Origin of the sequence: Sphingobium jiangsuense (assembly GCF_014196495.1) — a bacterium.
Taxonomy (GTDB): domain Bacteria; phylum Pseudomonadota; class Alphaproteobacteria; order Sphingomonadales; family Sphingomonadaceae; genus Sphingobium; species Sphingobium jiangsuense.
This window is the reverse complement of the sequence record NZ_JACIDT010000015.1, coordinates 39,659-63,677: the sequence shown is the minus strand read 5'-3', so window position 1 is coordinate 63,677 and position 24,019 is coordinate 39,659. Positions and strand designations below refer to the sequence as shown.

The window sequence follows — 24,019 nt, the reverse complement described above, 5'->3', positions numbered from 1 at the left end:
AGTTAGCGACTTAGCGGCCCTCGGGCCAGCCCCGCGCCCGATGGGAAAGAAGCGACCCATAGGCGCTTCTGCGAGCCGCCTCCTTCGGTCCTTAGCCTTGGAAACCTCTACCCGCCGGAACAGGTCTGTCTCTGAAGGCTTCGGCCCGCGAAGTACGCGTTCGGCGTAAAGCGTGCTGACAAAACCCATGCCTGCCCCTAAAGCGCTGCGGATGCGGGGGCGGATCGGACATTCAGCGGCAGGGCGCGGCATCTTCGCCGTCATTCTGCTGTTGGCCTTGTCCGTTCGCCTGGTCGTGCCGACCGGCTTCATGCCGGTGGCGACGGGCTATGGCATCATCGTCAGCCTGTGCAGCGGGTCCGGGCCTGCCGAAATCTTCGTGGACCTGGGCAAGAACGGCTCAGCGCCCCGGCACAGCGCGGCGGATTCGCCTTGCTCCTTTGCGGGCTTCGGCGCCGGTCTGGCGAACGGGACGCTGGCAGCGCTGCCATCGCCTGCGCCGCTGCCCGCGATCCTCATCCCAGGGCGCGCCATTGCGGACCTGACCGTCCTCCGTCTCGCCGCGCCGCCGCCGCCTGCCATCGGCCCGCCCCGGTCAGCCTGATTTCTCCACGATATTTTCGGCTTTGACGGCCGCGCCTGCGCGCGTCCGAAATCAGGATAATGATATGACCAAGACAGTTCACGCTGCGCCTCGCGCGGCTTCCCGTTCCTTTGCTCTCGCCACATTGGCTCTCTCCACCCCGGTCATGGCCCATGACGCCACGGACCCGAGCGGCCCGCGCGCCGATGACCATGCTCCGGCCGGGGTCATGTACGACCATATGCACAAGGCCGGGGATGTGATGATCGGCCTGCGCCTGTCGCGGGACTGGTATGACGGAGCGATGCGCTCCGGAGCCGAAGCGCTGACCGATACGCAGCTTGCCGCCGCGGGCTACGGCACCGGCGTCCAGTCGATGCGGATGGATATGGCGATGCTCGATCTCATGTGGGCGCCGACCGACACCCTGACGCTGATGGTCATGCCGCAATATATGAAGATGGACATGGTGATGCGCGGCCTTCCCTCGACGGGCGGCGGCCATGGCGGCCATGGCGGAGGCCATGCAATGATGCCGGGCGAAACCCACGCCCATTCGCACGAAGGCTGGGGCGACACGATCGTTTCCGGCCTGGTCCGGCTCAAGCGGGACAAGGCGGCGAACATCCATGCGACGCTTGGCGTGAGCATCCCGACGGGCAGCGTCGATGCCCGCAACGCCAACGGCACCTTCCTGCACTATGGGATGCAGACGGGTTCGGGAACCTGGGACATGCTTCCTTCGCTCACCGCGACAGGCAGCGCGGGGCGCTTCGGATGGGGCGGACAAGCCGCCTATGTCTGGCGCGCCGAAAATCGCAACGACAGCGGTTATCGGCTCGGCGACAGGTTCACCGGGACGGCATGGGGCAGCTATCGCTTCGCGGACGGGGCCAGCGTCTCCCTGCGCGGGCTCTACACCCATGAAGGCGCGATCAAGGGCCATTATAACGGCGCGCACAACCATTCCTCGCCGCCCGACCTGCAACCCAATTATGGCGGTGATCGCCTCGAATTGGGATTTGGCCTCAACCTCGTCGCGACCGGCGGGCCGCTGAAAGGGATCAGGATCGGCGCCGAATATCTGGTGCCGGTCCATGAGAAGGTGAACGGCATCCAGCTCGCCAGGCGGGATGGACTGCAACTCAATCTGGGCAAGGCGTTCTAGGCCCGGCGCCTGCAAGCGGCGCGTCCGTCCTTTTGGGGCGGACGCGGTCGCCTCGCCGCGCTATCGCGTCTCGGCCTCCGCCTTGGCGATCTCTCCGACGGTGCGCACGAAGCTGTCGGGGTTGAGGGAAATCGAGTCGATCCCTTCGCGGACCAGAAAGCGGGCGAAATCGGGATGATTGCTCGGCGCCTGCCCGCAAATGCCGATCTTGATCCCGGCCGCATGCGCCTTGCGGATCGCCTCGGCGATCATGCGCGTCACGGCCTCGTCCCGCTCGTCGAACAGCGCGGCGAGCAGCCCCGAATCCCGGTCCACGCCGAGCACGAGCTGGGTGAGGTCGTTGGAGCCGATGGAGAAGCCGTCGAACCGCGTCGCGAACTGCTCGGCCAGGATAACGTTGGAGGGAATCTCGCACATCATATAGACCTGAAGGCCGTTTTCTCCCCGGCGCAGGCCATTTTCCGCCATCACCTCCAGCACCCGGTCGGCTTCGGCCGGGGTGCGGCAGAACGGCACCATGACGATGATGTTGGCGAAGCCCAATGTCTCACGCGCCCGCCTGAGCGCCCGGCATTCCAGCGCGAAGCCCTCCCGGTAGCGCTCGTCATAATAGCGGGAGGCCCCCCGGAAGCCGAGCATCGGGTTCTCCTCCTCCGGCTCGAACGCCTCGCCGCCGATCAGATGGGCATATTCGTTGGTCTTGAAATCGCTGAGGCGGACGATTGCCGGATGGGGATGATAGGGACTGGCCAGCCGGGCGATACCGCGCGCCAGCACCTCCACGAAATAATCCGACGGATCGGCATAGCCCCGTGTCAGCGCCTCGATCTGCCGCCGCGCATCCGGGCTCGTCCGTTCGGGATGGATGAGCGCCATCGGATGCACCTTGATCAGCGAGTTGACGATGAACTCCATGCGGGCAAGGCCAACCCCGCGCGCCGGCAGCCGCCACCACTGAAAGGCAGCCGCCGGATTGGCGATGTTCACCATTACGTCCGTGCAGGTTTCCGGGAGCGCGCCGACATCGATCTCGCTTTCCTCGAAGGCGAGCATGCCTTCATAGACGGTGCCGATCTCCCCCGCCGCGCAGCTCAGCGTGATCTCCTGTCCGTCGGCGAGCAGACGGCTCGCCCCGCCGGTGCCGACGATGGCGGGCACGCCCAGCTCCCGGCTGACGATGGCGGCATGGCTGGTGGTGCCGCCATGGTCGGTGACGATCCCGGCCGCGCGCTTCATCACCGGCACCCAGTCGGGATCGGTGGTTTCGGTGACGAGCACCGCGCCGTCGCGGAACTGCGCAATATCCGCCGCGCTGCGGATGACGCAGGCCTTGCCGGATGCGATCGCGCTGCCGATCGCCGCGCCGGTCGCGATCGGCTTGCCCTTTTCTTTCAGGCAGTAATGGCGGAACGAGGTGGCGCTGGTGCCCGCCTGCACCGTTTCGGGCCGCGCCTGAACGATGAACAGCTCCCCGGTTTCGCCGTCCTTCGCCCATTCCATGTCCATCGGCCGTGCATAATGCGCTTCTATGGCCGCCGCCCAGCGGGCGAGCTGAAGGATGTCGACATCGTCGAGAACGAAGGCGTCCCGCTCGGCGGCGGTGGTCTCGACGATCCGGGTCCGCCTGCTGCCGCCTTCGGCATAGACCATCCGAAACGCCTTGCCGCCCTTGTCCTTGCCGATGACCGGTTCCGCGCCGGGCACGGAAAGCAGCGGCTTGAACACGACATATTTGTCGGGATCGACGCTGCCCTGCACCACCGTCTCGCCCAGCCCCCATGCGGCGCTGATCACCACCGCGCCCGGAAAGCCCGTCTCGGTATCGATCGAGAACATCACACCGGAACCGGACAGGTCGGAGCGGACCATGCGCTGCACGCCGATCGACAGGGCGACCTCCCTATGGTCGAACCCCTTGGCTTCGCGGTAGCTGATCGCCCGGTCCGTGAACAGCGAGGCATAGCAGCGGCGGCAGGCGTCAAGCAGCGCGCGCGGCCCCCGGACGTTGAGGAAGGTTTCCTGCTGCCCGGCGAAGCTGGCGTCCGGCAGGTCCTCGGCGGTGGCGCTGCTGCGCACGGCGACGGCGGGCGCGTCACCGCCGCTGCGTCGGCCGAGTTCGCCATAGGCGTCGCGTATTTCGTCGGCGATGGCGGCGGGAAATTCGCCTTCGAGGAACAGCGCCCGAATCGCCTGACCGGTTTCCTGGAGCGTCGCCTTGCCGTCATGATAGGCGGCGAGAAGCGCGGCAACCTTCGGTTCCAGCCTGTTTTCTGCGACATAGGCGCGATAGGCATCGGCGGTCGTCGCGAAGCCGGCCGGAACGGCGATACCCTCGCCGGACAGCGCCACCGTCATCTCGCCGAGCGAAGCGTTCTTGCCGCCCACGGCGGGCACATCGCCGATGCCGATATCCTCGAACCAGATGATGCTGGGGCTGGACATGTCTTCTCTCCCTGTTCGCCTGCGGTCGCCGTCAGGGATGGATGGCGACCTTGAGCACCCCGTCGCGCTGGTGGCCGAACAGGTCGTAGGCCGTCTCGATGTCGTCGAGGCCGAAGCGGTGCGTCACCAGCGATCCGGTATCGACACGGCCGGAGGCGATGATCTCCATCAGGCGCCGCATCCGCTCCTTGCCGCCGGGGCAGAGCGTGGTGACGATCCGGTTGTCGCCGAGCCCGGCGGAGAAGGCGTCGAGCGGAATCCGCAGGTCGCTGGAATAGACGCCGAGCGACGACAGGGTGCCGCCGGGCCGGAGAACGCGCAGGGCGGCCTCGAACGTCTCCTGCAGGCCCAGGGCCTCGATCGCCACGTCCACGCCCCGTCCGTCGGTGATGCGCCGGATCTCGTCCACCGGATCGACCTTCGAGAAATCGACGACATGGTCGGCACCCATGGCGCAGGCGATCTCCGCGCGTTCCGGCAGCGATTCCACCGCGATGATCCGCGCCGCGCCCATCAGCCGTGCGCCTGCCGTCGCGCAAAGCCCGATCGGCCCCTGCGCAAAGACGGCCACCGTGTCGCCGATGCGGATGCGGCCCGATTCCGCGCCGCTGAAGCCGGTCGACAATATGTCGGGACACATCAGCACCTGCTCGTCGCTCAGCCCGTCGGGGATCGGGGCCAGGTTGGCCATGGCGTCGGGCACCAGCAGATATTCGGCCTGCGCCCCGTCGATGGTGTTGCCGAAGCGCCAGCCGCCCAGCGGTTTCCAGCCGTGCCCGTGCGCGCCGCCGCATTGGGCGCCGCAACCGGAAAGCGAGGCGTTGGAATAACCGGATGGCGTGATGGCGCCCGCGATCACCCGCTGGCCTTCATGATAGCCCTGAACGGCAGAGCCGAGCTTTTCGATCACCCCCACCGGCTCGTGCCCGATGGTGAGGCCGGAGGCGACCGGATACTCGCCCTTCAGGATATGGATGTCGGTTCCGCAGATGGTCGTCGTGGTGATGCGGATCAGGGCATCGAGCGGCCCAACGTCGGGCACCGGCTTTTCGCCGAGGATGATACGCCCCGGCTCGATGAAGATCGCCGCTTTCATTGTCTGCGCCATGGTGGTTCTCTCCTCCAGCCTCGGCCCGTCATGATCACCCGCCTTCTCGCGGGTCCGGCCCCGTGAGTCGCTACGCGAACTCTCTCGGAACCGCGCCGGGTCAGGGGTGATGCCCGGCGAAACGACGTTCGACCCCTATCACATTGCGAAGATTTTTCCCACGCGCATTGACCTGCCTCACAATTCGTCGCCGCGCTGGCGATGATCGGCGGGCGGTTTTCCTTGAAGGATTTTCGATTTCGGCCTCGAATCCATGCACAACCGCATGCCGGCAATGGCGTTCTGATCTATCGGGAGGAAACGTCCCCGGCGCGCTTCCTGGTGCGCTCGAACAGCTGCGGGTTGCGCTCGACGAAGCGCCTCGCCCAGCTGTCGACATAGCTCTTGTGCTCCCGACGCATATAGCGCCACCCGGCAAGGCTGATGATGGCGGCTCCGATCGCGTTGACGATCATATCCCACATGGTGTCGGTCAGCCCGGATGGATCGCCGAGCATAGGCTTTTGCATGGTAAGCCCGAATATCTGGTCCATCGAGAATTCGAATATCTCCCAGAGGCCTCCGCTGCCCACGGAGAACATGAAGGCGAACAGCGCGACGAAGGACGGCTGCATGTGGAGATCCACCCTCTCGTCCTCGTTCAGCATATAGACCACAAGGAAACCGAGCATTCCGAGGAGAAGGCCCGCACTGCTGTGGAGCGCCAGGTCCCACCACCAAATCCGTTCATAATAGTCCCGGATCTCGCCCAGGAACAGCGAGGCAAACCCGAACAGCACGATGACGACATGGATTTCCGAAGGGATCGCTATCGCACGCAGCCGGTGCAGCACCATGGGCGCGAGGATGACGCCCATCAGGGCGATCACGAGGAAGACGTGCATCCAGCGCCCGTTGCCGATCAGCACCACCAGCTCGCCGGCCATGATCAGCTGCACGATAATCAGGACGCCGAGACGGGCCTTGCGGGTGATGCCCGCCTTTCCGGAGGGCGGTGCCGGATCGGGAGCGAATGGGGACTCAGACATTCCCTCGTTTTAGGTCGGCCTTTCCGCCCTGAAAAGCATTGGCGGCTACGCACCCGCCATGGAACCTTTCCCCGCCCGGACGGCTTGAAACATCAGGCCCGACAAAGGAGAGAAACATGGCGCAGGAACAGAAGAACCCCGGCCCGTCCGGCGGGGAAGACGGGGATTTCAACGATCCCGACCGGCAGAATTCCGAGCAGAACGAGGAAGGCTCCCAGGCGCAGGATGTCGCCGACGAGGCGCTGCATCGGGAAGCCGGAACCGATTTCGACAGCGAGCCCGGCCCGCGCGCCGATATCGCCGACGTCGTGCCCCGCGATGTGCCCGATCTCGTATCGATCCAGAAAGGCATGGTGCGGTCCGGGACCATCGACATGGATGCCTTCACCGGCGAAGAGAAGATGGATGACGAGGATGAATAGACCCGCCCCGCCCGCCCGCTGACCCATCGGCCGCGTCAGTCCGCCGCGGCCCGGATGCCCGCCACCTGCATGGTCAGCATCAGCCGCAGCCTGTCCACGAAGCGGGCGGCGTCGATCACCTCGTTCGCCCAGTCGCGCAGGCAGAACCAATAGGCGGCGAAGGCGAGCATCGCGATGTCCCCGGACTCGAAATCGCCGCCAATCTCTCCCCGCGCGCGGGCGCGGTCGACGATCTTGCCAAGGCTCGGCATCATCGGGATCCTGCCGAAGCCATAATCCTGCTGCGGATCGCGGAAAAAGCCGACCTCGCGGAGAAACGCCTTCGCCAGCGCCGGATCCGACAGATGATAGGCCAGCAGCGCCTCGAAGAAGGAGAGCAGCTGGTCGATGAAGCTCGCGCCCGGATCGACGCCCTCGAACGCCGCCATCACCACCTCGGTCATCTCCTCGGCAAAGGTGAGGATCAGCAGATCCTCCTTGCGCGCGACATAGCGGAAGACCGTTCCCTCCGCGATTGCCGCGCGGCGCGCGATCTGCGCGGTGGTGGTGCCTTCGAACCCCTGCGCGTGGAACAGCTCGCGCGCCGCGCGCGTGATCCGCACCAGCTTGTCCCTCTTGTTGCGTTCCCGGCGGCCGGGGCCGGGCGCGGCTGTATCCATGATGAAGGCTCCGTCGATCGGGAAGCCCCTTCCTATTTCTGCCGCGCGAGAAAGTCGATGATCGCCTTGCGCTGGTCGGGCTGGGGCACGCTCGTCACCATGCGGGTGCCGGGCAGCACGCGGGTGGGCGCCTGCAGGAACCTGTCCAGCCCGTCCGGCGTCCAGACGACGCCCGCCTTCCGCAGCGCGGGCGAATAGGCATAAGCCATCGCCGCCGCCTTCCGTCCGACCACCCCGGTCAGGTCCGGCCCGACCTTGCCGCCCTTCCCGCCCACCGCATGGCAGAGCGCACATTTCTGGCGGAAAAGCGCGTCCCCGGCCGGGGGTGCGGCCTCCGCCCGAGATCCGACGGCAAGGGCAAGGAAAACAACGAGCGCAGCCGCCCAAGTGGCGGAAAACCGACATTTCATCAAATCGCTTCTCCCTGCGGATCAGATGGGCCTTGACCCGCGCTGATCTGGATATAAAAATGAGTGTACTCATAAATATGGAGAGGTCAATGATGAGTCGTCGCTCCTTCTGCCGGAACGCCGCAATGACGGCGGTGGCGGCGGACCTGATTTCCGGGGTGGCGCGCGCCTCCGCCCCGGCGGGCGATCCCGCCATCGCCGCCGTCCTGCATGACGAGCGCCTGATGCAGAGCCGGGCCTTTTCCGACCGGCTGGCGGCGCGCGGCATCCCTGCCTTCGGCTTCCGCGGCGATCCGTCGCGATTGTGGCTGGACGGGCTGGCCGCGCTGATGCGCAAGGGCGCCGTGCCCTTTGCGGGGCTGACCGGCCAGGGCGCGCTCTTCTGTCTGGAGCGGTGGAGCTGGGACATGGGCATGCGCGTGGTGGCGCGCATCGATCATGCGAAAGCCAGCGCGACCGGCTGGCGTCATTGCCCCGCGGCGCCGGAGCTGTGCGACGAGCTGGAGGCGCTCGCCACCGCAGGCCCCGCTTTCGGTGCGGCGGCGGCCGATATCCTGCTCTCGCAAGGCATAACCGCCGGGACCGACCTCAGCCATGCCGCGCCGCCGCGCGTGGCGGACCGCACCGGCGAACAGCTGGTCAGCTGGGTGATCGCGCCCGCGCGCCGCGCCTGACCCCATCTTCCCGACAGAACAGAAGAAAGAGGATATCCGATGCCCCTTCCCCCCAATGTTTCCGCCGCGCAATGGCAGGAAGCGCTCGCCGCCTTCCGCGCCGCGATCGGCGAGGCATGGGTCTACACCTCGGACGAGGATGCGGGCCTTTATCGCGACGCCTATTCGCCGGTCTGGGGCGAAGAGGAGGAAAGGCTGGTTTCCGCCGCCCTCGCACCCCGCACGGTCGAGGAGGTGCAGGCCATCGTCAGGACGGCCAGCCGCTTCGGCATTCCGCTCTTCCCGATCTCCACCGGCAAGAATCTGGGCTATGGCGGTTCCGCGCCCAATCTTTCGGGTAGCGTGATCGTCGATCTCAAGCGCATGAACCGGGTGCTGGAGGTCGACGACCGCCGCCATTTCGCGATATGCGAGCCGGGCGTTTCCTATTTCGACCTTTACCGGCACATCAGGGAACGTAACCTCAATGTGTGGATCGACGTGCCCGATCCCGGCTGGGGCAGCGTGATGGGCAATGCGCTGGACCATGGCGTCGGCCACACATGGTACAGCTATCGCGACCATTTCCTTTCCCATTGCGGGCTGGAAGTCGTGCTGCCCAATGGGGAGCTGCTGCGCACCGGCATGGGCGCGCTGCCCGGCGCGGGCACTTTCGGCGATTTCCGCTATGGCTTCGGCCCCTATGTCGACGGGCTGTTCGCGCAGGCCGGGTTCGGCATCGTCACCAAGATGGGCATCCACCTGATGCCGCGGCCCGAAGCGTTCCTGCACCGCCGCGTCCTCGTGCCCCGGCGGCAGGACATCATCCCGCTGGTCGACATCGCCAATGCACTGGAGGATGCCGGGCTGATCGGCATGCCGCTCTATGAATCGCCGATGTTCCACGCCCAGTTCGCGGACCCGGCGCTGCGCGCGATCGCGCACGCGCCCGATGTGTGGAACGGCAATGCGATCGATCGCTATGCGGCGGAAAAGGGCATGGCGCCATGGCAGCTCGGCCTCAGCTTCTACGGCCCGGAACCGGTCATCGAGGCAAGCTGGCAGCATGCGAGGGCGAAGTTCGAAAAAGCCATTCCCGGCGTCCGCTTCGATGATGTGGAGACGCTGCGCTTCCCCCTCGACGAGGCGGGCGAGGAAGCGGTGCAGCACAAGGTGCTGACCGGCATCCCCAACATGAACATCTTCGCGATCGGCGCGCGCAGCCAGACCAACCCGGAACCGGCGGACGGGCATCTGCTCTTTTCCCCGATGATCGCGCGCAGCGGGGAAGAGGTGCTGAAGGCCCAGCGCATCTTCACCGAAGGCATGCAGGACATGGGGGTGGACTATCCCGACGCCTACGGCCCGTTCACCGCGCCCTTCACCTGGATGCCGCGCATCTTCGCGCTGACCACCGGCATGCCGGTGTCGCGCACCGACCCGGCGGTCAACAAGGCGTCGCGCGAAACGATGCGCAAGCTGATCGAGCTGGGAGCGCGGCACGGCTATGGCGAATATCGCACGCCGCCGCTGTTTCAGGATCAGGTGATGGGCACCTACAGCTTCAACGGCAATGCGCTGCGCCGCTTCTGCGAAACGCTGAAGGACGCCGTGGACCCGAAGGGCATCATTGCCCCCGGTCGCGGCGGCTTCTGGCCCCGGTCGATGCGAAAGGAAGGATGATGAGACATGCGCTGTGCGCCGCCGCGCTGGCGGGGTTCATCGCCTGCGCCGCCACGGCGGCCGGGAAGCCGGCCGATCAGGCCGCGCCGCTGGGCAAGCGGTTGTTCGACTATCATTGCGCCTCCTGCCACGGGACCGGCATCGGCAATCCGGGCGCGGCAATGAAGCCGGGCACCGATGCGCTGCGGGTCAAATATGGCGGCGAGCTGCCTGCGCTGCTATCCGAGCGCACCGACCTGACGCCTGAAACGGTTGCCTATTTCGTGCGCAACGGCGTGTCCGTCATGGCCCCCTATCGCAAGACGGAGATAGACGACGCGCAGCTTGCCGCGCTGGGCACCTGGCTCAGCCGCAACAATCCCGATCTCAAGCGCCGCTAGGCAGTGCGGGAGGTTGAAACCATAATTATTGCCGCGATCCAGAGAAAAGATGATCTTTGTTGCTGGATAAGGGGGTGGTAGGTCTTTTCGGGAAGAGACGATCCGCCACCCTTGCGTGACGAAAGGCCGTGCACCCCCGATTGCGCCGCTGCGGATGATATGCGCCCGCGCGGCATGCGATGCAGACCGAATGCCATCGTCTCCACGGAAAGGGAGACGATGATGAGCGATGCCGCCGCCGTAATGGACGAGTTCCGCGCCCCGGCGGGCGAGGCCCATGGGGCCGACGCCCGGCCGGGCTTCTTCCGGCGCTGGTTCATGTCCACCAACCACAAGGATATCGGCACGCTCTATCTGGTCTTTTCGATCGTCGCCGGGATGATCGGCGCAGCGATATCGGGGATGATGCGGCTGGAGCTGGCGCAGCCGGGCATCCAGTATCTGCCGCTGTGGCTGGGCCATGGCGACTTCGCGGCCTCGCTTCACCTGTGGAACGTGCTGGTGACCGCCCATGGCCTCATCATGATCTTCTTCGCGATCATGCCGGCGATGGTCGGCGGGTTCGGCAACTGGCTGGTGCCGATCATGATCGGCGCGCCGGACATGGCGTTCCCGCGCATGAACAATATCAGCTTCTGGCTGCTGGCGGCGGCCTTTCCGCTGTTCATCGCGTCGGCCTTCGTGCCCGGCGGGTCGGGGAACGGGGCGGGCACGGGCTGGACGCTCTATGCGCCGCTTTCCACCAGCGGCTCCCCCGGCCCGGCGGTCGATCTGGTGATCCTGTCGATGCATCTGGCCGGGGCGTCGTCGATACTGGGCGCGATCAACTTCATCACCACCATCCTCAACATGCGCGCGCCGGGCATGACGCTGCACAAGATGCCGCTGTTCGTCTGGTCGATACTGGTGACGGCGTTCATGCTGCTCTTCGCCTTGCCGGTGCTGGCCGCGGCGATCACCATGCTGCTGACCGATCGCAATTTCGGCACCGTCTTCTACGACCCGGCGGGCGGGGGCGACCCGCTGCTCTACCAGCATCTGTTCTGGTTCTTCGGCCACCCGGAGGTCTATATCATGATCCTGCCCGGCTTCGGCATCATCAGCCAGGTGGCCTCCACCTTCAGCCGCAAGCCGATTTTCGGCTATCTCGGCATGGCCTATGCGATGGTCGCGATCGCGCTTATCGGCTTCGTGGTGTGGGCGCACCACATGTTCACGGTCGGGCTGTCGGTCAACCTGAAGATCTATTTCTCCGCCGCCTCGATGGTGATCGCGGTGCCGACCGGCATCAAGATCTTCTCCTGGCTCGCGACGATGTGGGGCGGCACGCTCAGCTTCAGGACGCCGCTGCTCTGGGCGCTGGGGTTCGTCTTCATGTTCACCGTGGGCGGGGTGACCGGCGTGGTGCTCGCCAATGGCGGCATCGACGATGTGTTGCAGGACACCTATTATGTGATCGCCCATTTCCATTATGTGCTGTCGCTGGGCGCGGTCTTTTCGCTGTTCGCGGGCTTTTATTACTGGTTCCCGAAGATCAGCGGCCGCATGTACAGCGAACTGCTGGGGCATATCCATTTCTGGGTGTTCTTCATCGGCGTGAACATCCTGTTCTTCCCGATGCATTTCCTCGGCCTGTCGGGCATGCCGCGCCGCTACCCCGATTATCCCGAAGCCTTCTTCTTCTGGAACCATATGGCGTCGATCGGCTATGCCGTGATGGCCGTGGGGATGCTGTTCTTCTTCGCGAATCTCGTCTGGGCGTTCCTCTGGGGCCGGAAGGCGGAAGGCAATCCCTGGGGCGAAGGGGCGACCACGCTGGAATGGACATTGACCAGCCCGCCGCCCTATCATCAGTTCGAAACGCTGCCCCGCATAAGCTGAGGAGAGGCAGGATGAGCCACGAATATGACGACCCCATTCCGCCGGACCAGATCGACGAGGCCGCGCGCTTCGTCGCCGAACGCCACCGCACGGAGGAACGCGGCCTCGACGGCATCGTACGCGAGGTGGTGCAGCAGCGCTTCTGCGCCTGTATCGCGGCAAGGGACCGCAACGGCAACGCCCCGGTGCTGGAGGGACTGGTCGCCGACATCGCTTCGCGCGCCCGCGCCCTCATCGAACGGGGCCAGCCTTTCGACAGGGTGGACGAGGCCTCGCTCGAATCCTTCCCGGCAAGCGACGCCCCGGCATGGATCGCGCGATGAAAGGCCGCCGCATCGCGATCAAGCGGATCTACGAGCCGCCCGCCCGCGACGACGGGCAGCGCGTGCTGGTCGACCGCCTGTGGCCACGCGGCATCCGCAAGGAGGATGCGGCGCTCGACGCCTGGCTGAAGGACATCGCGCCGACATCCGAACTGCGCAAATGGTTCGGCCACGACCCCACGCGATTCGACACCTTCAGCGAGCGCTACCGGCGGGAATTGGATGAGAACAGCGCGGCGGTCGAGGAATTGCGGGAATTGATCGGCAAGGGCGACGTAACGTTGCTCTATGCCGCCCATGACGAACGCTGCAACCAGGCCCGCGTGCTGGCGGACTATATGGAAAAGCACCGGAGCTGAGGTTGCGCGCGGGTGGCGCGCCTGCCTGCGCGAAAAAATCCGACGAACGGTGAGCGGCCGGAACGGGCCGAAATCCGGCATTGTTTCCCACGGATGCAATTTACGCACTCAAGCACCGATTTTTTGCATTTGCGAAATCATCGCTGCGAAGCGAAGAAGGACCTGCCTTTCAGGCATCCTCTCCTAAAAACTTTCAAGGCCGGTCTTTGGACCGGCCTTTTTTTTACCCCAGCGCAGGCTGGGGTCGCAGGCCGTGTCGCTCGCCGCTTCCGGCAATATCCTCACACCGCCTGCCCGGCGGCGCTGGCGCTCGCCCAGGCCCACTGGAAATTATAGCCGCCCAGCCAGCCGGTCACGTCCACCGCCTCGCCGATCGCGTAGAGGCCCGGCACCGCCTTCGCCTCCATCGTGCGGGAGGAGAGCCCGGCGGTGCTGATGCCGCCCGCCGTCACCTCGGCCTTGGCGAAGCCCTCGCTGCCGCTCGGCACCAGTTGCCAGTCGGCCAGCCGCGCCTGCGCCTGCGCCAGCACCCGGTCGGCGATGGTGCCGAGATCACCCGCAATGCCCAGCCGCTCGCCCAGAGCCACCGCCAGCCGGTGCGGCAGCGCCTCGTCCAGTATCGCGCGCAGGCCCGCCTTCGGCCGCTCCCGCTTGGCGGCGAGCAGCCAGTCGCCCTTGCGGTCCGGCAGGAAATCGATGCCGATCGCCTCGCCATGCCGCCAATAGGAGGAGATTTGCAGGACAGCGGGGCCGGACAGGCCGCGATGGGTGAACAGCGCCGCCTCGCGGAACGCCGCCTTGCCGCAGCGCGCAACGACCGGTGTGGAGACACCGGAAAGGTCGCGGAACAATGCCTCCTCCGCGCTCAGCGTCAGCGGCACCAGCGCCGGGCGCGGCTGCACCACCTTGAGGCCGAAGCGGCGCGCGACCTCATAGGCGAAGCCGGTCGCGCCCATTTTGGGAATGGAAGGGCCGCCGGTCGCGATGACCAGCGCAGGCGCGGCGGCCTCGCCCCGGCTCGTGGCGAGGCGGAACAGCCCGTCGGCATGATCGATCGCGCCGATGGTGACGCCGCAGGCGACCTCCGCCCCGCCGCGCGCGCATTCATCCAGCAGCATGGCGACGATCTGCCGCGCGGAGCCGTCGCAGAACAGCTGGCCCAGCGTCTTTTCATGCCAGGCGATGCCGTGGCGCTCGACCAGTTCGAGAAAATCCTGCGGCGTATAGCGGCTGAGCGCCGAGCGCGCGAAATGGGGGTTTTCCGAAAGATAGCGGTCGGGCGCGCTGTCGATATTGGTGAAGTTGCAGCGTCCGCCGCCGGAAATGAGGATCTTCTTCCCCGGTTCGGGTGCATGGTCGATCACCAGCACGCGCCGTCCGCGCTGCCCGGCGGCCGCCGCGCACATCAGCCCGGCCGCGCCCGCTCCCATGATGATGACGTCATAGCCCTTCCCGCCGCTCATGCCGCCTTCCCCTTCCCGTTCAGCGCGCGGCGCGGGCGAGCCGCACCAGTTGCTCGTCCAGCGCGGAGAGGAAGCGCGAGCGGTCCGTCTTCGAAAAGGGCGGCGGCCCGCCCGCCGTCTCACTGCCCGCCCCGGCGCGAAGATCGGCCATGATCGCGCGCATCGCCACCGCGCCGCCGATCGAATTTTCCGTGAACGGCCTGCCATTGGGCGCCAGCACCGCCGCGCCGCCCTTCAGGCACCGGTCGGCCAGCAAGATGTCGGCGGTGACGACGATGCCGGGAACCGGGCAATGGGCGACGATCCAGTCGTCCGCGGCATCGAAGGCGTCACCCACGACCACCCGCTCGATCAGCGGATGGTCGGGCACGCGCAACGGCCTGTTACTGACGATGACGACGGCGACCTGATGCCGGAACGCGACCTTGTAGATTTCCTCCTTCACCGGGCAGGCGTCCGCATCGACCAGGATACGGATGGGGGAAGTCATCGTCCGCGCGCGGCCTTGTCCTGCCGGGGACGGCCGGGCCGCGCCGTCTCGCGGAAGGGCGCCTTGCCGTTGCGGCGCGGCGGTCCGTCGAAGCCGCGCGGGCCTGCATTGGGGCCGCCCCGCTGCTTGCGCCCATTGGTCCGCGCCGCGTCGCGCGGCGTTTCGGGCGACGGCTCGATCAGGATGCCGCTTTCATCCTCGGCTCCGTCCCGCGCGGTGCGCTTCAATGCGGCGCGGAATTTCGCCTCCACGGCTCTGGGCACCTGGAAGAAGGTTTCGTTCGCCGCGATGCGAATCGCGCCGATCTCGTTGCGGGTGATATGGCCGCGACGGCAGAGCACCGGCAATATCCAGCGCGGGTCGGCATTCTGGCGGCGGCCGATATCCATGCGGTACCAGACGCTGTCCTCGAAACCGTCCCGGTGCGGCGGGCGGGCGCGATCGCCCTCCCCGCCCCGGCCGGAAAGGTCGATCAGTTCCTCCGGCTCCGGCATCGCCTTGCGATGGGCGCGCACCAGCGCCATCGCCACCTCCATCGGATCCTTGCCCGCAAGGATGCGCTCGGCCATCAGCCTTTCTTCCTCGCTGCCTTCGATCGGTTCGAGCAGCGTGGCGAGCAGGCGTTCGCGGTCCCGCTCGCGGATCAGTTCGGCACTCGGCACTTCGGTCCATTCGGCGGCGATGCGCGCGCCGCGCAGCATCGATTCGACCCGCCTGCGTCGCGGATAGGGCACGACCAGCACCGCCGTCCCCTTGCGCCCCGCACGGCCCGTACGGCCGGAGCGATGCTGCAACACCTCGGCATCGCGCGGCACCTCGACATGGATGACGAGGCTGAGCGTCGCCACGTCGATGCCGCGCGCGGCCACGTCGGTCGCGACGCAGACGCGCGCCCGGCCGTCGCGCAGCGCCTGCAATGCGTGGTTGCGCTCATTCTGGCTATGCTCACCCGACAGCGCGACGGCCGCGAAGCCGCGCTCCACCAGCGTTGCGTGCAGATGGCGCACATTGTCGCGCGTCGCGCAGAACAGCATCGCCGTCTCCGCCTCGTGGAAGCGCAGCAGGTTGATCACCGCATGCTCGATATCGGCGGGCGACACGGTGACGATCTGATAGCTGATGTCGCCATGGCCGCGCCGGTCGTCGATGGTCGAGATGCGCAGCGCGTCCCGCTGATAGCGGCGGGCGAGCGCGACGATGGGCTTGGGCATGGTGGCCGAGAACAGCAAGGTGCGCCGCGTGTCGGGCGTCGCGTCCAGAATTTCCTCCAGATCCTCGCGAAAGCCCATGTCCAGCATCTCGTCGGCCTCGTCCAGCACGACGAAGGCGATGGCGGAGAGGTCGAGCTTGCCGCGTTCCAGATGATCGCGCAGCCGTCCCGGCGTGCCGACGACGATATGGGCGCCCTGCTCGAGCGCGCGCCGTTCCTTCACCGGATCCATGCCGCCGACGCAGGTGACGATCCGCGCCCGCGCCTTGCCGTAGAGCCAGATCAGTTCCTGGCTGACCTGAAGCGCCAGTTCGCGCGTCGGCGCGATGATGAGCGCCAGCGGCGCGCCGGGCGGGGCGAAGACGCCCCCTTCGGGCAGCAGATGCCCGGCCATGGTCACGCCGAAAGCGACGGTCTTGCCCGAGCCGGTCTGCGCGGAAACGATGAGGTCGCGGTCACGGGCCTCCGGCTCCAGCACGGCGGCCTGCACGGCGGTCGGCTCGGCATAGCCGCGCTCGCTCAGCGCTTCGGAAATCAGGGAAGGAAGTTGGGAAAAGGGCATCGTGCTCGTTTTTCAGCTATGCTGGCGGACCAGAAGGGTTGTTGGGCGTCTGCCGGCTCGACGGAGAAATGCAGACCCGGCGCGCATGGCATATCGCTTGCGGATATGGCTGCGGATGATGACCGGTTGCGCCGCCCTTAGCGCTTTCCGCGGCTTTGCGCCATCCCAAATACGGGCCGGGCGCGCACTCCACCGAAATCCCCGCGTCTCACCGGCGAACGGAACCCCCTGGGCGCGGAACCTCCCGCCGGTTCGCGAGTAGTTCCCCGCATAAGCGACGGGCGCCATTCGTTACCGGATCGAGGCAGACACTGCACTGACCGATGCCCGGCGTCCCGCGCTTCACCACAGAAAAGAGAGGAGAAGCAGGGTGCCAAAACCGGATTCCAGCCATGATTCGCCGAGCCTCGACAATGCGCTGCGGAGCGTCACGCCCGGACAGGGGCAGCCTCCTTTCGAGGACAATATCGGCAATGCGGGCGAAACCCATCAGGATATCGCCAAGGGCGCCGACCATGGCGACGGCGCTGCCCATCTGACCGACAATTTCGGCCACCGCCTTGCCGACAACCAGAACAGCCTGCGCGCCGGAGAGCGCGGGCCGACGCTGCTGGAGGATTTTTTCCTGCGCGAGAAAATCTTCCACTTCGACCATGAACGCATTCCCGAGCGCATCGTCCATGCGCGCGGATCGGGCGCGCACGGCGTTTTCCAGTGCACCAAGGCGATACCGGAACTGACCAAGGCGTCGATCTTCCGGAAGGAAGGAAACAGCTGCCCCGTCTTCGTGCGCTTTTCCACCGTGGCGGGCGGCGCGGGATCGATCGACACGCCGCGCGACGTGCGCGGCTTCGCGGTGAAGCTCTACACCGACAGCGGCAACTGGGATCTGGTCGGCAACAACATCCCGGTCTTCTTCATTCAGGACGCGATCAAATTCCCCGATCTGGTCCATGCGGTGAAGATGGAGGCCGATCGCGGCTATCCGCAGGCGGCGACCGCCCATACCACCTTCTGGGACTTCATCGGCCTGATGCCCGAATCGATGCACATGATCATGTGGGCGATGTCGGATCGGACGATCCCCCGCTCCTTCCGGATGATGGAGGGGTTCGGCGTCCACAGCTTCCGCTTCGTCAACGCGAAGGGCGAAGGCCGGTTCGTCAAGTTCCACTGGAAACCCGTGCTCGGCCTCGAATCGACCAGTTGGGACGAGGCGGTGAAGATCGCCGGGGCCGACCCCGACTTCCTCCGCCGCGACCTGTTCGAGGCGATCGCGGCGGGCAATTACCCGCAATGGGATCTGGGCGTGCAGATATTCGACGAGCAATGGGCGGCGCAACAGCCCTATGACGTGCTCGACGCGACCAAGATAGTGCCGGAGGACGACATACCGGTGCAGATCATCGGCCGCATGACGCTCAACCGCAATGTCGACAATTTCTTCGCGGAAACGGAGCAGGTGGCCTTCCTGCCCAGCAACGTCATTCCCGGCATCGACTTCACCAACGATCCGCTGCTGCAGGGGCGGCTCTTCTCCTATCTCGACACGCAAAAATCGCGGCTGGGAACGACCAATTTCCACCAGATCCCGATCAACGCGCCCAAATGCCCGTTCCACAATTTCCAGCGCGACGGGATGATGCAGACGCTGGTGCCCACCGGCCGCGCCAATTACGAGCCGAACAGCCTTGCCGAGGCGGGCGAGGAGGCCGGGCCACGCGCCTGCCCGGAAACCGGCTTCACCTCGTTCACCGCCAATGACGAGCGCAACGACCCCTCGCAAAAGCTGCGCGTCCGGGCCGAGCTGTTCGCCGATCATTACAGCCAGGCCCGGCTCTTCTATCGATCCCAGACCGAAAGCGAGCAGGCGCATATCGCCTCCGCCCTCGTCTTCGAACTGTCCAAGGTCGAGCTGGAGCATGTCCGCGCGCGCGTCGTTTCCCGCCTGCGCAATATCGACGAGGATCTGGCGACGCGCGTGGCCGATGGCCTCGCCCTCGACCTGCCGGAAAAGGCCCCGGCGGCGAAGGAACCGATCGACATGAAGCCCTCCGACGCGCTGTCGATCCAGAAGAACGTCAAGCCGATCATGACCGGCCGCAAGGTCGGCATATTGTTCGCCGAAGGATCGGACAAGGCGGCGATCGACCGGCTGAAGGGCGAGATAGAGAAAGCGGGCGGCACCCCGTTCCTCGTCGCGCCCAAGGTCGGTGGCATCAAGGTGAAGGGCGGCACGCTGAAGGCCGACGGGCAGCTCGCCGGGTCGCCATCGGTGCTGTTCGATGCCGTCGCCTCCATATTGATGCCCGATCAGGCCGAAAAGCTGGCGAAGGACGGCGCGGCGGTGCAATGGTTCATGGACGCCTATGCCCATTGCAAGACCATCGCCCATTGCGAGGGGACGAAGATCCTGCTCGACAAGGCGCATGTCGAACCGGACGAAGGCGTGGTCCCGATAGAGGAATTCGCCAGCGTGGGAACGCGACGGCACTGGGCGCGCGAGCCTAAGGTGCGCGATCTCGCCTGAAGGGTGGGGGTGGAGGGGCAGACCTCCGCCCTTCGTCCCCTGCCCGTTTTCGATGGCCGGGGACGACTGCTTTCGGCCAATCCCTGCCCTTCCCGACGCGTCATGCCAGCGCAGGCTGGCATCTCCGGAGGTGGCGCGCGACGTGGCTTACGACCCCAGCCTGCGCTGGGGTGACGGTAAGGGCAGAGAGGCAGCTAACCACACCATCCCTCCATTTAGCCCATGGGCTTTCGCATCGTCCCGCATTAGGCTCTGCCCGTGGCAGGCTTCAGCAGCGGGGTTCTCATGCGCAAGACCGGGCAGGCGGACATGGTGAGGCCGGGCGACAATTGCTGGCGGATCGAGCAGGCGGACCGCTTCGCCTTCATCGTCGATGCGGCGGATTATTTCGTCGCCGCGCGCAAGGCGATGCTGGGCGCGCGCAAGAGCATCTTCCTCGTCGGCTGGGATTTCGACGCCGGCATCCGCCTCGGTGAGCCGGACGACGAGGGGCCGGAGAAGCTGGGCGATTTCATCCTCTGGCTGGCCCGCCGCTCGCCGGAGCTGGAGATCCGGCTGCTGCGCTGGGATACCGGCGCGCTCAAGGCGCTGTTCAGCGCGCGGACGCTGGCGACGATCATCCGCTGGAAGCTGCATCCGCGCATCACGCTGAAGCTCGACGGCGCCCATCCGCTTGCCGGGTCGCATCACCAGAAAATCGTCGTCATCGACGATTGCCTCGCCTTTTGCGGCGGCATCGACATGACGGCGAGCCGCTGGGACCGGCGGGCGCATGAGGATGGCGACCCGGATCGCGTCAACCCGGACGGCAAGAACTACGACCCATGGCATGACGCGACCAGCGCGCTGGACGGCCCGGCCGCCCATGCGCTCGGCGACCTGTGCCGCGACCGCTGGCTCGCCGCCACCGGGGAGAAGCTGGAGCCGGTGAAGGACGGGCGCGACTGCTGGCCCGCGGGGCTGGAGCCGGATTTCAAGGGCGCGACGCTGGCCATCGCCCGCACCCGGCCCGAAATCGGCGTCGCCCTGCCGGTCCACGAGATAGAGCAGATGTACCTCGACCTGATCGGCGGAGCGAAACGGCTGATCTATGCCGAGAGCCAATATTTCGCCTCCCGCAAGATCGCGCGGGCGATCGCACAGCGGCTGGATGAAGAGGACGGCCCGGAAATCGTCATCATCAACCCGCAGGGCGCCGAGGGCTGGCTGGAGCCGGTCGCGATGGATACGGCGCGGGCGCGGCTGGTCGAGGCGCTGCGGCGGATCGACCGGCACGGGCGGCTGCGCCTCTATCATCCCGTGACGGCGCAGGGCACGCCGATCTATGTGCACGCGAAGATCATGATCGTGGACGATGCATATCTGCGCGTCGGCTCCTCCAACTTCAACAACCGTTCGATGCGGCTCGACACCGAATGCGACATCCTCCTCGCCGCCGGAGACGACGCGACGGCGGCCGACCGCATCGCCGCGATCCGCGACGGCCTCGTCGCCGAGCATCTGGGGGTCGAGTCGGAGGAGGTCGCGCGCCGCCTCGCGCGCACCGGCTCCCTCATCCGCACGATAGAGGAACTGCGCGGCCGGAGGCGCACGCTCATCCCCTATGAACTGCCCGAACTGAACGCCGCCGAGGAATGGCTTGCCGACAATGAAATTCTCGATCCCGAGGGCCCGGACGTCATCTTCGAGCCGCTCGGCAGGCGCGGCCTGTTCAAGGGCTGGCGCACGCGCTGGCGCAAGGGCTGAACCCTTTCCCGCTATCGTTCCAGCCCCAGATGGTCGAACACCCCGGACGGCGTCACGAAGGTCGGGTCGCGGTTCAGGAACAGCCGCGCGGTCATCTGGCGCAGCCAGACCACGCCCGCATCGCCATGCACCCGGCGATGCCACAGCTGCTTGAGGCGGATCGACGGAATGACGATCGGCGGGGGCAGCAGGCGCAGCCGGGCCAATCCGGCATAGATGCGGCCGACCGCATAGGGCACGGTGGTCAATATGTCGCTGTTCGCCACCAGCAGCGGCACGCTCATGAAATGGGGCGAACGCAGCACGACATGGCGGCGCAGGCCCAGCTCCTCCATGCGGCGCTCGAATATCTCCTGGCTGCGTCCCTCCTGCTCCACCACCAGATGATCGGCGGCGAGGAACTGGTCGAGCGAGAGGGTGTCGCCGATCAGCGGATGATCGGCGCGCACCAGACAGGTGAACGGATGCTCGAACAGGCGTTGCTCGTAAAAGCCGCCGCCGGTCAGGTCGGGGAAATAGCCCAGCGCCAGATCGACCGTCCCCGTCGCCATCGCCGCCTGCAACTCCGCCGGGCGCATCGACAGGCACTGGAAGGTGACGCCGGGCGCCTCCGCCTTCACCGCCTCCAGCAGCGCGGGCAGGAAGACCAGCTCGCCGATGTCGGAGGTGCTGAAGGTGAAGCAGCGCTCCGACGTCGCCGGATCGAACGCGCCTTCGCGAAACAGCTCGGTCCGCACCGTGTCGACGATCCGCCGGATCGGCCCCTGCACGCTCTGCGCGAAGGCGGTCGGCTGCATCCCGCCCGGCCCGCGCACGAACAGCTCGTCGCGGAAGAAGTCCCGCAATTTGGCGAGGGAGACGCTGACCGTAGGCTGGCTGATGCGCAGCCGCCGCGCCACCGCCACCGTGCTGCGCTCCTCGATCATCGCGTCGAAGATCAGCAGCAGGTTGAGATCGAGCCGACGAAAATCCATTTTTCCAATAAACACTATCAAGACTATTATGTCGATGGATTGTGGGCCGCGCCCTAAAACCGCTCCGAAGGTTCCACCGAAGAACCGGCAGGAGAGGACGGCACATGGCGACAGCAGATTTATCGACGGCGCAGGCAAGCGGACCGGTCGACGGCGTTCCGACGCTCGACATCGATCCTTTCGACGAGGCGTTCCTGAGCGATCCCTATGGCTGGCACGACCAACTGCGCGACGCGGGGCCGGTGGTGTGGCTGAACCGCTACGGCATCTACGCCGCCGCCCGCTATGCCGAGGTTTCGGCCGCACTCAACGACTGGCAGAATTTCGTATCCGGGCGCGGCGTGGGGCTGAGCGACTTCGCCCGCGAAACGCCGTGGCGCCCGCCCTCGCTGCTGCTGGAGGCGGACCCGCCGCTGCACAGCCGCACGCGCAGGATCATGGCCGGCATCGTCTCGCTGCCCCGGCTGAAGGCGCTGGCGCCGCTGTGGCGGGAAAAGGCGGTGGAACTGGTCGAAGAACTGCTGCCCCGCGGCCGCTTCGATGCGATCACGGATCTGGCGGAAATCTTCCCGCTGCGCATCTTTCCCGACGCGGTGGGCCTCGGCCCCGATGCAGGCGAGCATCTGCTCGCCTATGCGGCGGCGACCTTCAATGCCTTCGGCCCGCGCAATGCGATATTCGAGGACAGCAACGCCCGCGCGCAGGAGGCGATCGCCTGGGTCAACGAAGCCTGCCGCCGCGAAAATCTGCGCGAGGAGGGCTGGGGCATGGATGTCTATCGCGCCGCCGACGCCGGGCAGTGCACGGCGGACGAGGCGCATCGGCTGGTCCGCTCGCTGCTGTCGGCGGGCGTGGACACGACCGTCAATGGCATCGGCAACATGATCCACGCCTTCGCCCTTCACCCCGATCAATGGACGCTGCTGCGCGAGGCGCCCGCTCTGCACCGCAAGGCGTTCGAGGAGGCGCTGCGCTGGGATTCGACGGTGCAGACCTTCTTCCGCACCACCGGCGCGCCGGTCGAGCTGGGCGGCACGGTCCTGCCGGAAGGGGTCAAGATCCTGCTGTTCCTCGCGGCCGCCAACCGCGATCCGCGCCGCTGGGAGGAGCCGGAGCGCTTCGACATCAATCGCCAGACCAGCGGCCATGTCGGCTTCGGCTTCGGCATCCATCAATGTCTGGGCCAGATGGTCGCCCGGCTGGAGGCGGAGGTGATGCTGGAGGCGCTGATGCCCCGTATCGCCCGCTTCCGCCTTGCGGGCGCGCCGGTGCGCAGGCTCAACAACACGCTGCATGCGCTCGGCTCGCTGCCGGTGGAAATAGAAGCGGTGGAGATAGAAACGGCGGAGGGCTGAATCGCCCTCCCCGTCAATCGGCGGCGGAAGGAGCCGAAAGCCGCTTGAGGCCGAGCGCCAGCATCAGCAGGAACAGCCCCTTGAACAGGAAGCTGATGCCGACGATCAGCGCCAGAAAAGCAAGGCTGGGCACCGGCCCGGCGAACAGCAGCACGCCGCCCAGCACCACGTCCACAATGCCGAGGAACAGCCGCCACCAGCGATCGAATGCGACGCGGATCGCGCCGACGATCTGGAAGATGCCCGACAGCAGCAGCCAGAAGCCCATCGCCCACACCAGCGACAGCGCGCCGGTCAGCGGCGAGAAGAACAATAATATGCCGACGAGCAGCGCCAGCCCGCCCAGCGCGATCTCCACCCAGCGCCCGCGCGAGGAAAAGGCGGACAGGCCGGAAAGGATCGCCAGCACCCCGTAGAAGAGCAGCACGAAGGACAACAGCAGCCCGGTGGCGATGCCGGTGGCGAGCGGATTGACGAGCGCGACGAAGCCGACGATCATCACGAGGACGCCATAAGCGAAAATCCAGCCCCACCCCGTCCTTTCCGGGGCCTGCGGCGTCTGGGGAAACGGTTCTGCCGATGCCATTGTG

Annotated in this window: 22 protein-coding genes; 12 read left to right on the top strand and 10 right to left on the bottom strand. The window is 66.4% G+C overall.

The window, feature by feature from the left end; genetic code table 11:
• Positions 1 to 211: 211 nt before the first annotated feature.
• Entirely contained in the window at positions 212 to 604 is a 393-nt protein-coding gene (locus tag GGR43_RS17545; protein ID WP_188073267.1) for a hypothetical protein, read from the top strand.
• 64 nt (positions 605 to 668) lie between these two features.
• Complete coding sequence (locus GGR43_RS17540; RefSeq protein WP_188073266.1) at positions 669 to 1,751, top strand: transporter; 1,083 nt, start codon at positions 669 to 671, stop codon at positions 1,749 to 1,751.
• A gap of 60 nt (positions 1,752 to 1,811) precedes the next feature.
• Here the strand turns inward: GGR43_RS17540 and ppsA are convergent, their stop codons facing one another.
• The 3 genes from ppsA to GGR43_RS17525 form a co-directional block, all read right to left on the bottom strand.
• Positions 1,812 to 4,193, bottom strand: a complete 2,382-nt coding sequence (ppsA, locus tag GGR43_RS17535; protein WP_188073265.1) for a phosphoenolpyruvate synthase — start codon at positions 4,191 to 4,193, stop codon at positions 1,812 to 1,814.
• 31 nt (positions 4,194 to 4,224) lie between these two features.
• Positions 4,225 to 5,301, bottom strand: coding sequence for an NAD(P)-dependent alcohol dehydrogenase (locus GGR43_RS17530; protein ID WP_188073264.1), 1,077 nt, complete (start codon positions 5,299 to 5,301; stop codon positions 4,225 to 4,227).
• Between the two features lie 287 nt (positions 5,302 to 5,588).
• Entirely contained in the window at positions 5,589 to 6,329 is a 741-nt protein-coding gene (locus GGR43_RS17525) for a DUF2238 domain-containing protein (protein WP_223177504.1), read from the bottom strand.
• A 116-nt stretch (positions 6,330 to 6,445) separates the two neighbouring features.
• On the opposite strand from GGR43_RS17525, the gene GGR43_RS17520 reads away from it, so the two are divergent.
• The gene (locus GGR43_RS17520) at positions 6,446 to 6,751 is read left to right on the top strand and encodes a hypothetical protein (protein ID WP_188073263.1); all 306 of its coding nucleotides are present in this window, start codon (positions 6,446 to 6,448) and stop codon (positions 6,749 to 6,751) included.
• 35 nt (positions 6,752 to 6,786) lie between these two features.
• Here the strand turns inward: GGR43_RS17520 and GGR43_RS17515 are convergent, their stop codons facing one another.
• Positions 6,787 to 7,410: a TetR/AcrR family transcriptional regulator gene (locus tag GGR43_RS17515; protein WP_188073262.1), complete on the bottom strand. Its 624-nt coding sequence runs from the start codon at positions 7,408 to 7,410 to the stop codon at positions 6,787 to 6,789.
• Positions 7,411 to 7,442: 32 nt separating this feature from the next.
• Positions 7,443 to 7,820 carry a c-type cytochrome gene (locus GGR43_RS17510; protein ID WP_188073261.1) on the bottom strand — a complete coding sequence of 126 codons (378 nt, stop codon included), beginning with the start codon at positions 7,818 to 7,820 and terminating at the stop codon, positions 7,443 to 7,445.
• 89 nt (positions 7,821 to 7,909) lie between these two features.
• Here GGR43_RS17510 and GGR43_RS17505 point away from each other — a divergent pair, with 89 nt between their 5' ends.
• The 6 genes from GGR43_RS17505 (at position 7,910) to GGR43_RS17480 (ending at position 13,099) form a co-directional block, all read left to right on the top strand.
• Positions 7,910 to 8,494, top strand: a complete 585-nt coding sequence (locus tag GGR43_RS17505; RefSeq protein ID WP_188073260.1) for a hypothetical protein — start codon at positions 7,910 to 7,912, stop codon at positions 8,492 to 8,494.
• Positions 8,495 to 8,533: 39 nt separating this feature from the next.
• Positions 8,534 to 10,156 carry an FAD-binding oxidoreductase gene (locus tag GGR43_RS17500; RefSeq protein WP_188073259.1) on the top strand — a complete coding sequence of 541 codons (1,623 nt, stop codon included), beginning with the start codon at positions 8,534 to 8,536 and terminating at the stop codon, positions 10,154 to 10,156.
• Positions 10,153 to 10,536 (top strand): c-type cytochrome, encoded by a 384-nt coding sequence (locus GGR43_RS17495; protein ID WP_223177503.1) that lies wholly within the window; start codon positions 10,153 to 10,155, stop codon positions 10,534 to 10,536. Before GGR43_RS17500 ends, GGR43_RS17495 begins: the two co-directional genes overlap by 4 nt.
• Before the next feature lie 222 nt (positions 10,537 to 10,758).
• Positions 10,759 to 12,417 (top strand): cytochrome c oxidase subunit I, encoded by a 1,659-nt coding sequence (ctaD, locus tag GGR43_RS17490; protein ID WP_188073318.1) that lies wholly within the window; start codon positions 10,759 to 10,761, stop codon positions 12,415 to 12,417.
• Between the two features lie 11 nt (positions 12,418 to 12,428).
• The gene (locus GGR43_RS17485) at positions 12,429 to 12,740 is read left to right on the top strand and encodes a hypothetical protein (protein WP_188073258.1); all 312 of its coding nucleotides are present in this window, start codon (positions 12,429 to 12,431) and stop codon (positions 12,738 to 12,740) included.
• Positions 12,737 to 13,099, top strand: a complete 363-nt coding sequence (locus GGR43_RS17480; RefSeq protein WP_188073257.1) for a DUF488 domain-containing protein — start codon at positions 12,737 to 12,739, stop codon at positions 13,097 to 13,099. The genes GGR43_RS17485 and GGR43_RS17480 overlap by 4 nt, the downstream gene beginning before the upstream one ends.
• Before the next feature lie 281 nt (positions 13,100 to 13,380).
• Here the strand turns inward: GGR43_RS17480 and GGR43_RS17475 are convergent, their stop codons facing one another.
• Genes GGR43_RS17475 through GGR43_RS17465 form a run of 3 tightly spaced genes read right to left on the bottom strand, consistent with a single transcriptional unit; the run spans position 13,381 to position 16,824 of the window.
• Positions 13,381 to 14,562 (bottom strand): BaiN/RdsA family NAD(P)/FAD-dependent oxidoreductase, encoded by a 1,182-nt coding sequence (locus tag GGR43_RS17475; protein ID WP_188073256.1) that lies wholly within the window; start codon positions 14,560 to 14,562, stop codon positions 13,381 to 13,383.
• 19 nt (positions 14,563 to 14,581) lie between these two features.
• Positions 14,582 to 15,052, bottom strand: a complete 471-nt coding sequence (locus GGR43_RS17470) for a YaiI/YqxD family protein (RefSeq protein WP_188073255.1) — start codon at positions 15,050 to 15,052, stop codon at positions 14,582 to 14,584.
• The gene (locus GGR43_RS17465; RefSeq protein ID WP_188073254.1) at positions 15,049 to 16,824 is read right to left on the bottom strand and encodes a DEAD/DEAH box helicase; all 1,776 of its coding nucleotides are present in this window, start codon (positions 16,822 to 16,824) and stop codon (positions 15,049 to 15,051) included. The genes GGR43_RS17470 and GGR43_RS17465 overlap by 4 nt, the downstream gene beginning before the upstream one ends.
• A 418-nt stretch (positions 16,825 to 17,242) precedes the next feature.
• On the opposite strand from GGR43_RS17465, the gene GGR43_RS17460 reads away from it, so the two are divergent.
• Both GGR43_RS17460 and GGR43_RS17455 read left to right on the top strand, forming a co-directional pair.
• On the top strand, positions 17,243 to 19,354 hold the full coding sequence (locus GGR43_RS17460; protein WP_188073317.1) for a catalase: 2,112 nt from the start codon (positions 17,243 to 17,245) through the stop codon (positions 19,352 to 19,354).
• A 285-nt stretch (positions 19,355 to 19,639) separates the two neighbouring features.
• Positions 19,640 to 21,100: a phospholipase D-like domain-containing protein gene (locus tag GGR43_RS17455; protein ID WP_246343878.1), complete on the top strand. Its 1,461-nt coding sequence runs from the start codon at positions 19,640 to 19,642 to the stop codon at positions 21,098 to 21,100.
• Between the two features lie 11 nt (positions 21,101 to 21,111).
• Here GGR43_RS17455 and GGR43_RS17450 read toward each other — a convergent pair whose 3' ends face one another.
• Positions 21,112 to 22,074, bottom strand: a complete 963-nt coding sequence (locus GGR43_RS17450) for a LysR family transcriptional regulator (protein ID WP_188073253.1) — start codon at positions 22,072 to 22,074, stop codon at positions 21,112 to 21,114.
• Between the two features lie 104 nt (positions 22,075 to 22,178).
• Here GGR43_RS17450 and GGR43_RS17445 point away from each other — a divergent pair, with 104 nt between their 5' ends.
• Complete coding sequence (locus tag GGR43_RS17445) at positions 22,179 to 23,429, top strand: cytochrome P450 (protein ID WP_188073252.1); 1,251 nt, start codon at positions 22,179 to 22,181, stop codon at positions 23,427 to 23,429.
• A 13-nt stretch (positions 23,430 to 23,442) separates the two neighbouring features.
• On the opposite strand, the gene GGR43_RS17440 is transcribed toward GGR43_RS17445, so the two are convergent.
• Positions 23,443 to 24,015, bottom strand: coding sequence for an HdeD family acid-resistance protein (locus GGR43_RS17440; protein ID WP_188073251.1), 573 nt, complete (start codon positions 24,013 to 24,015; stop codon positions 23,443 to 23,445).
• Positions 24,016 to 24,019 lie beyond the last annotated feature (4 nt).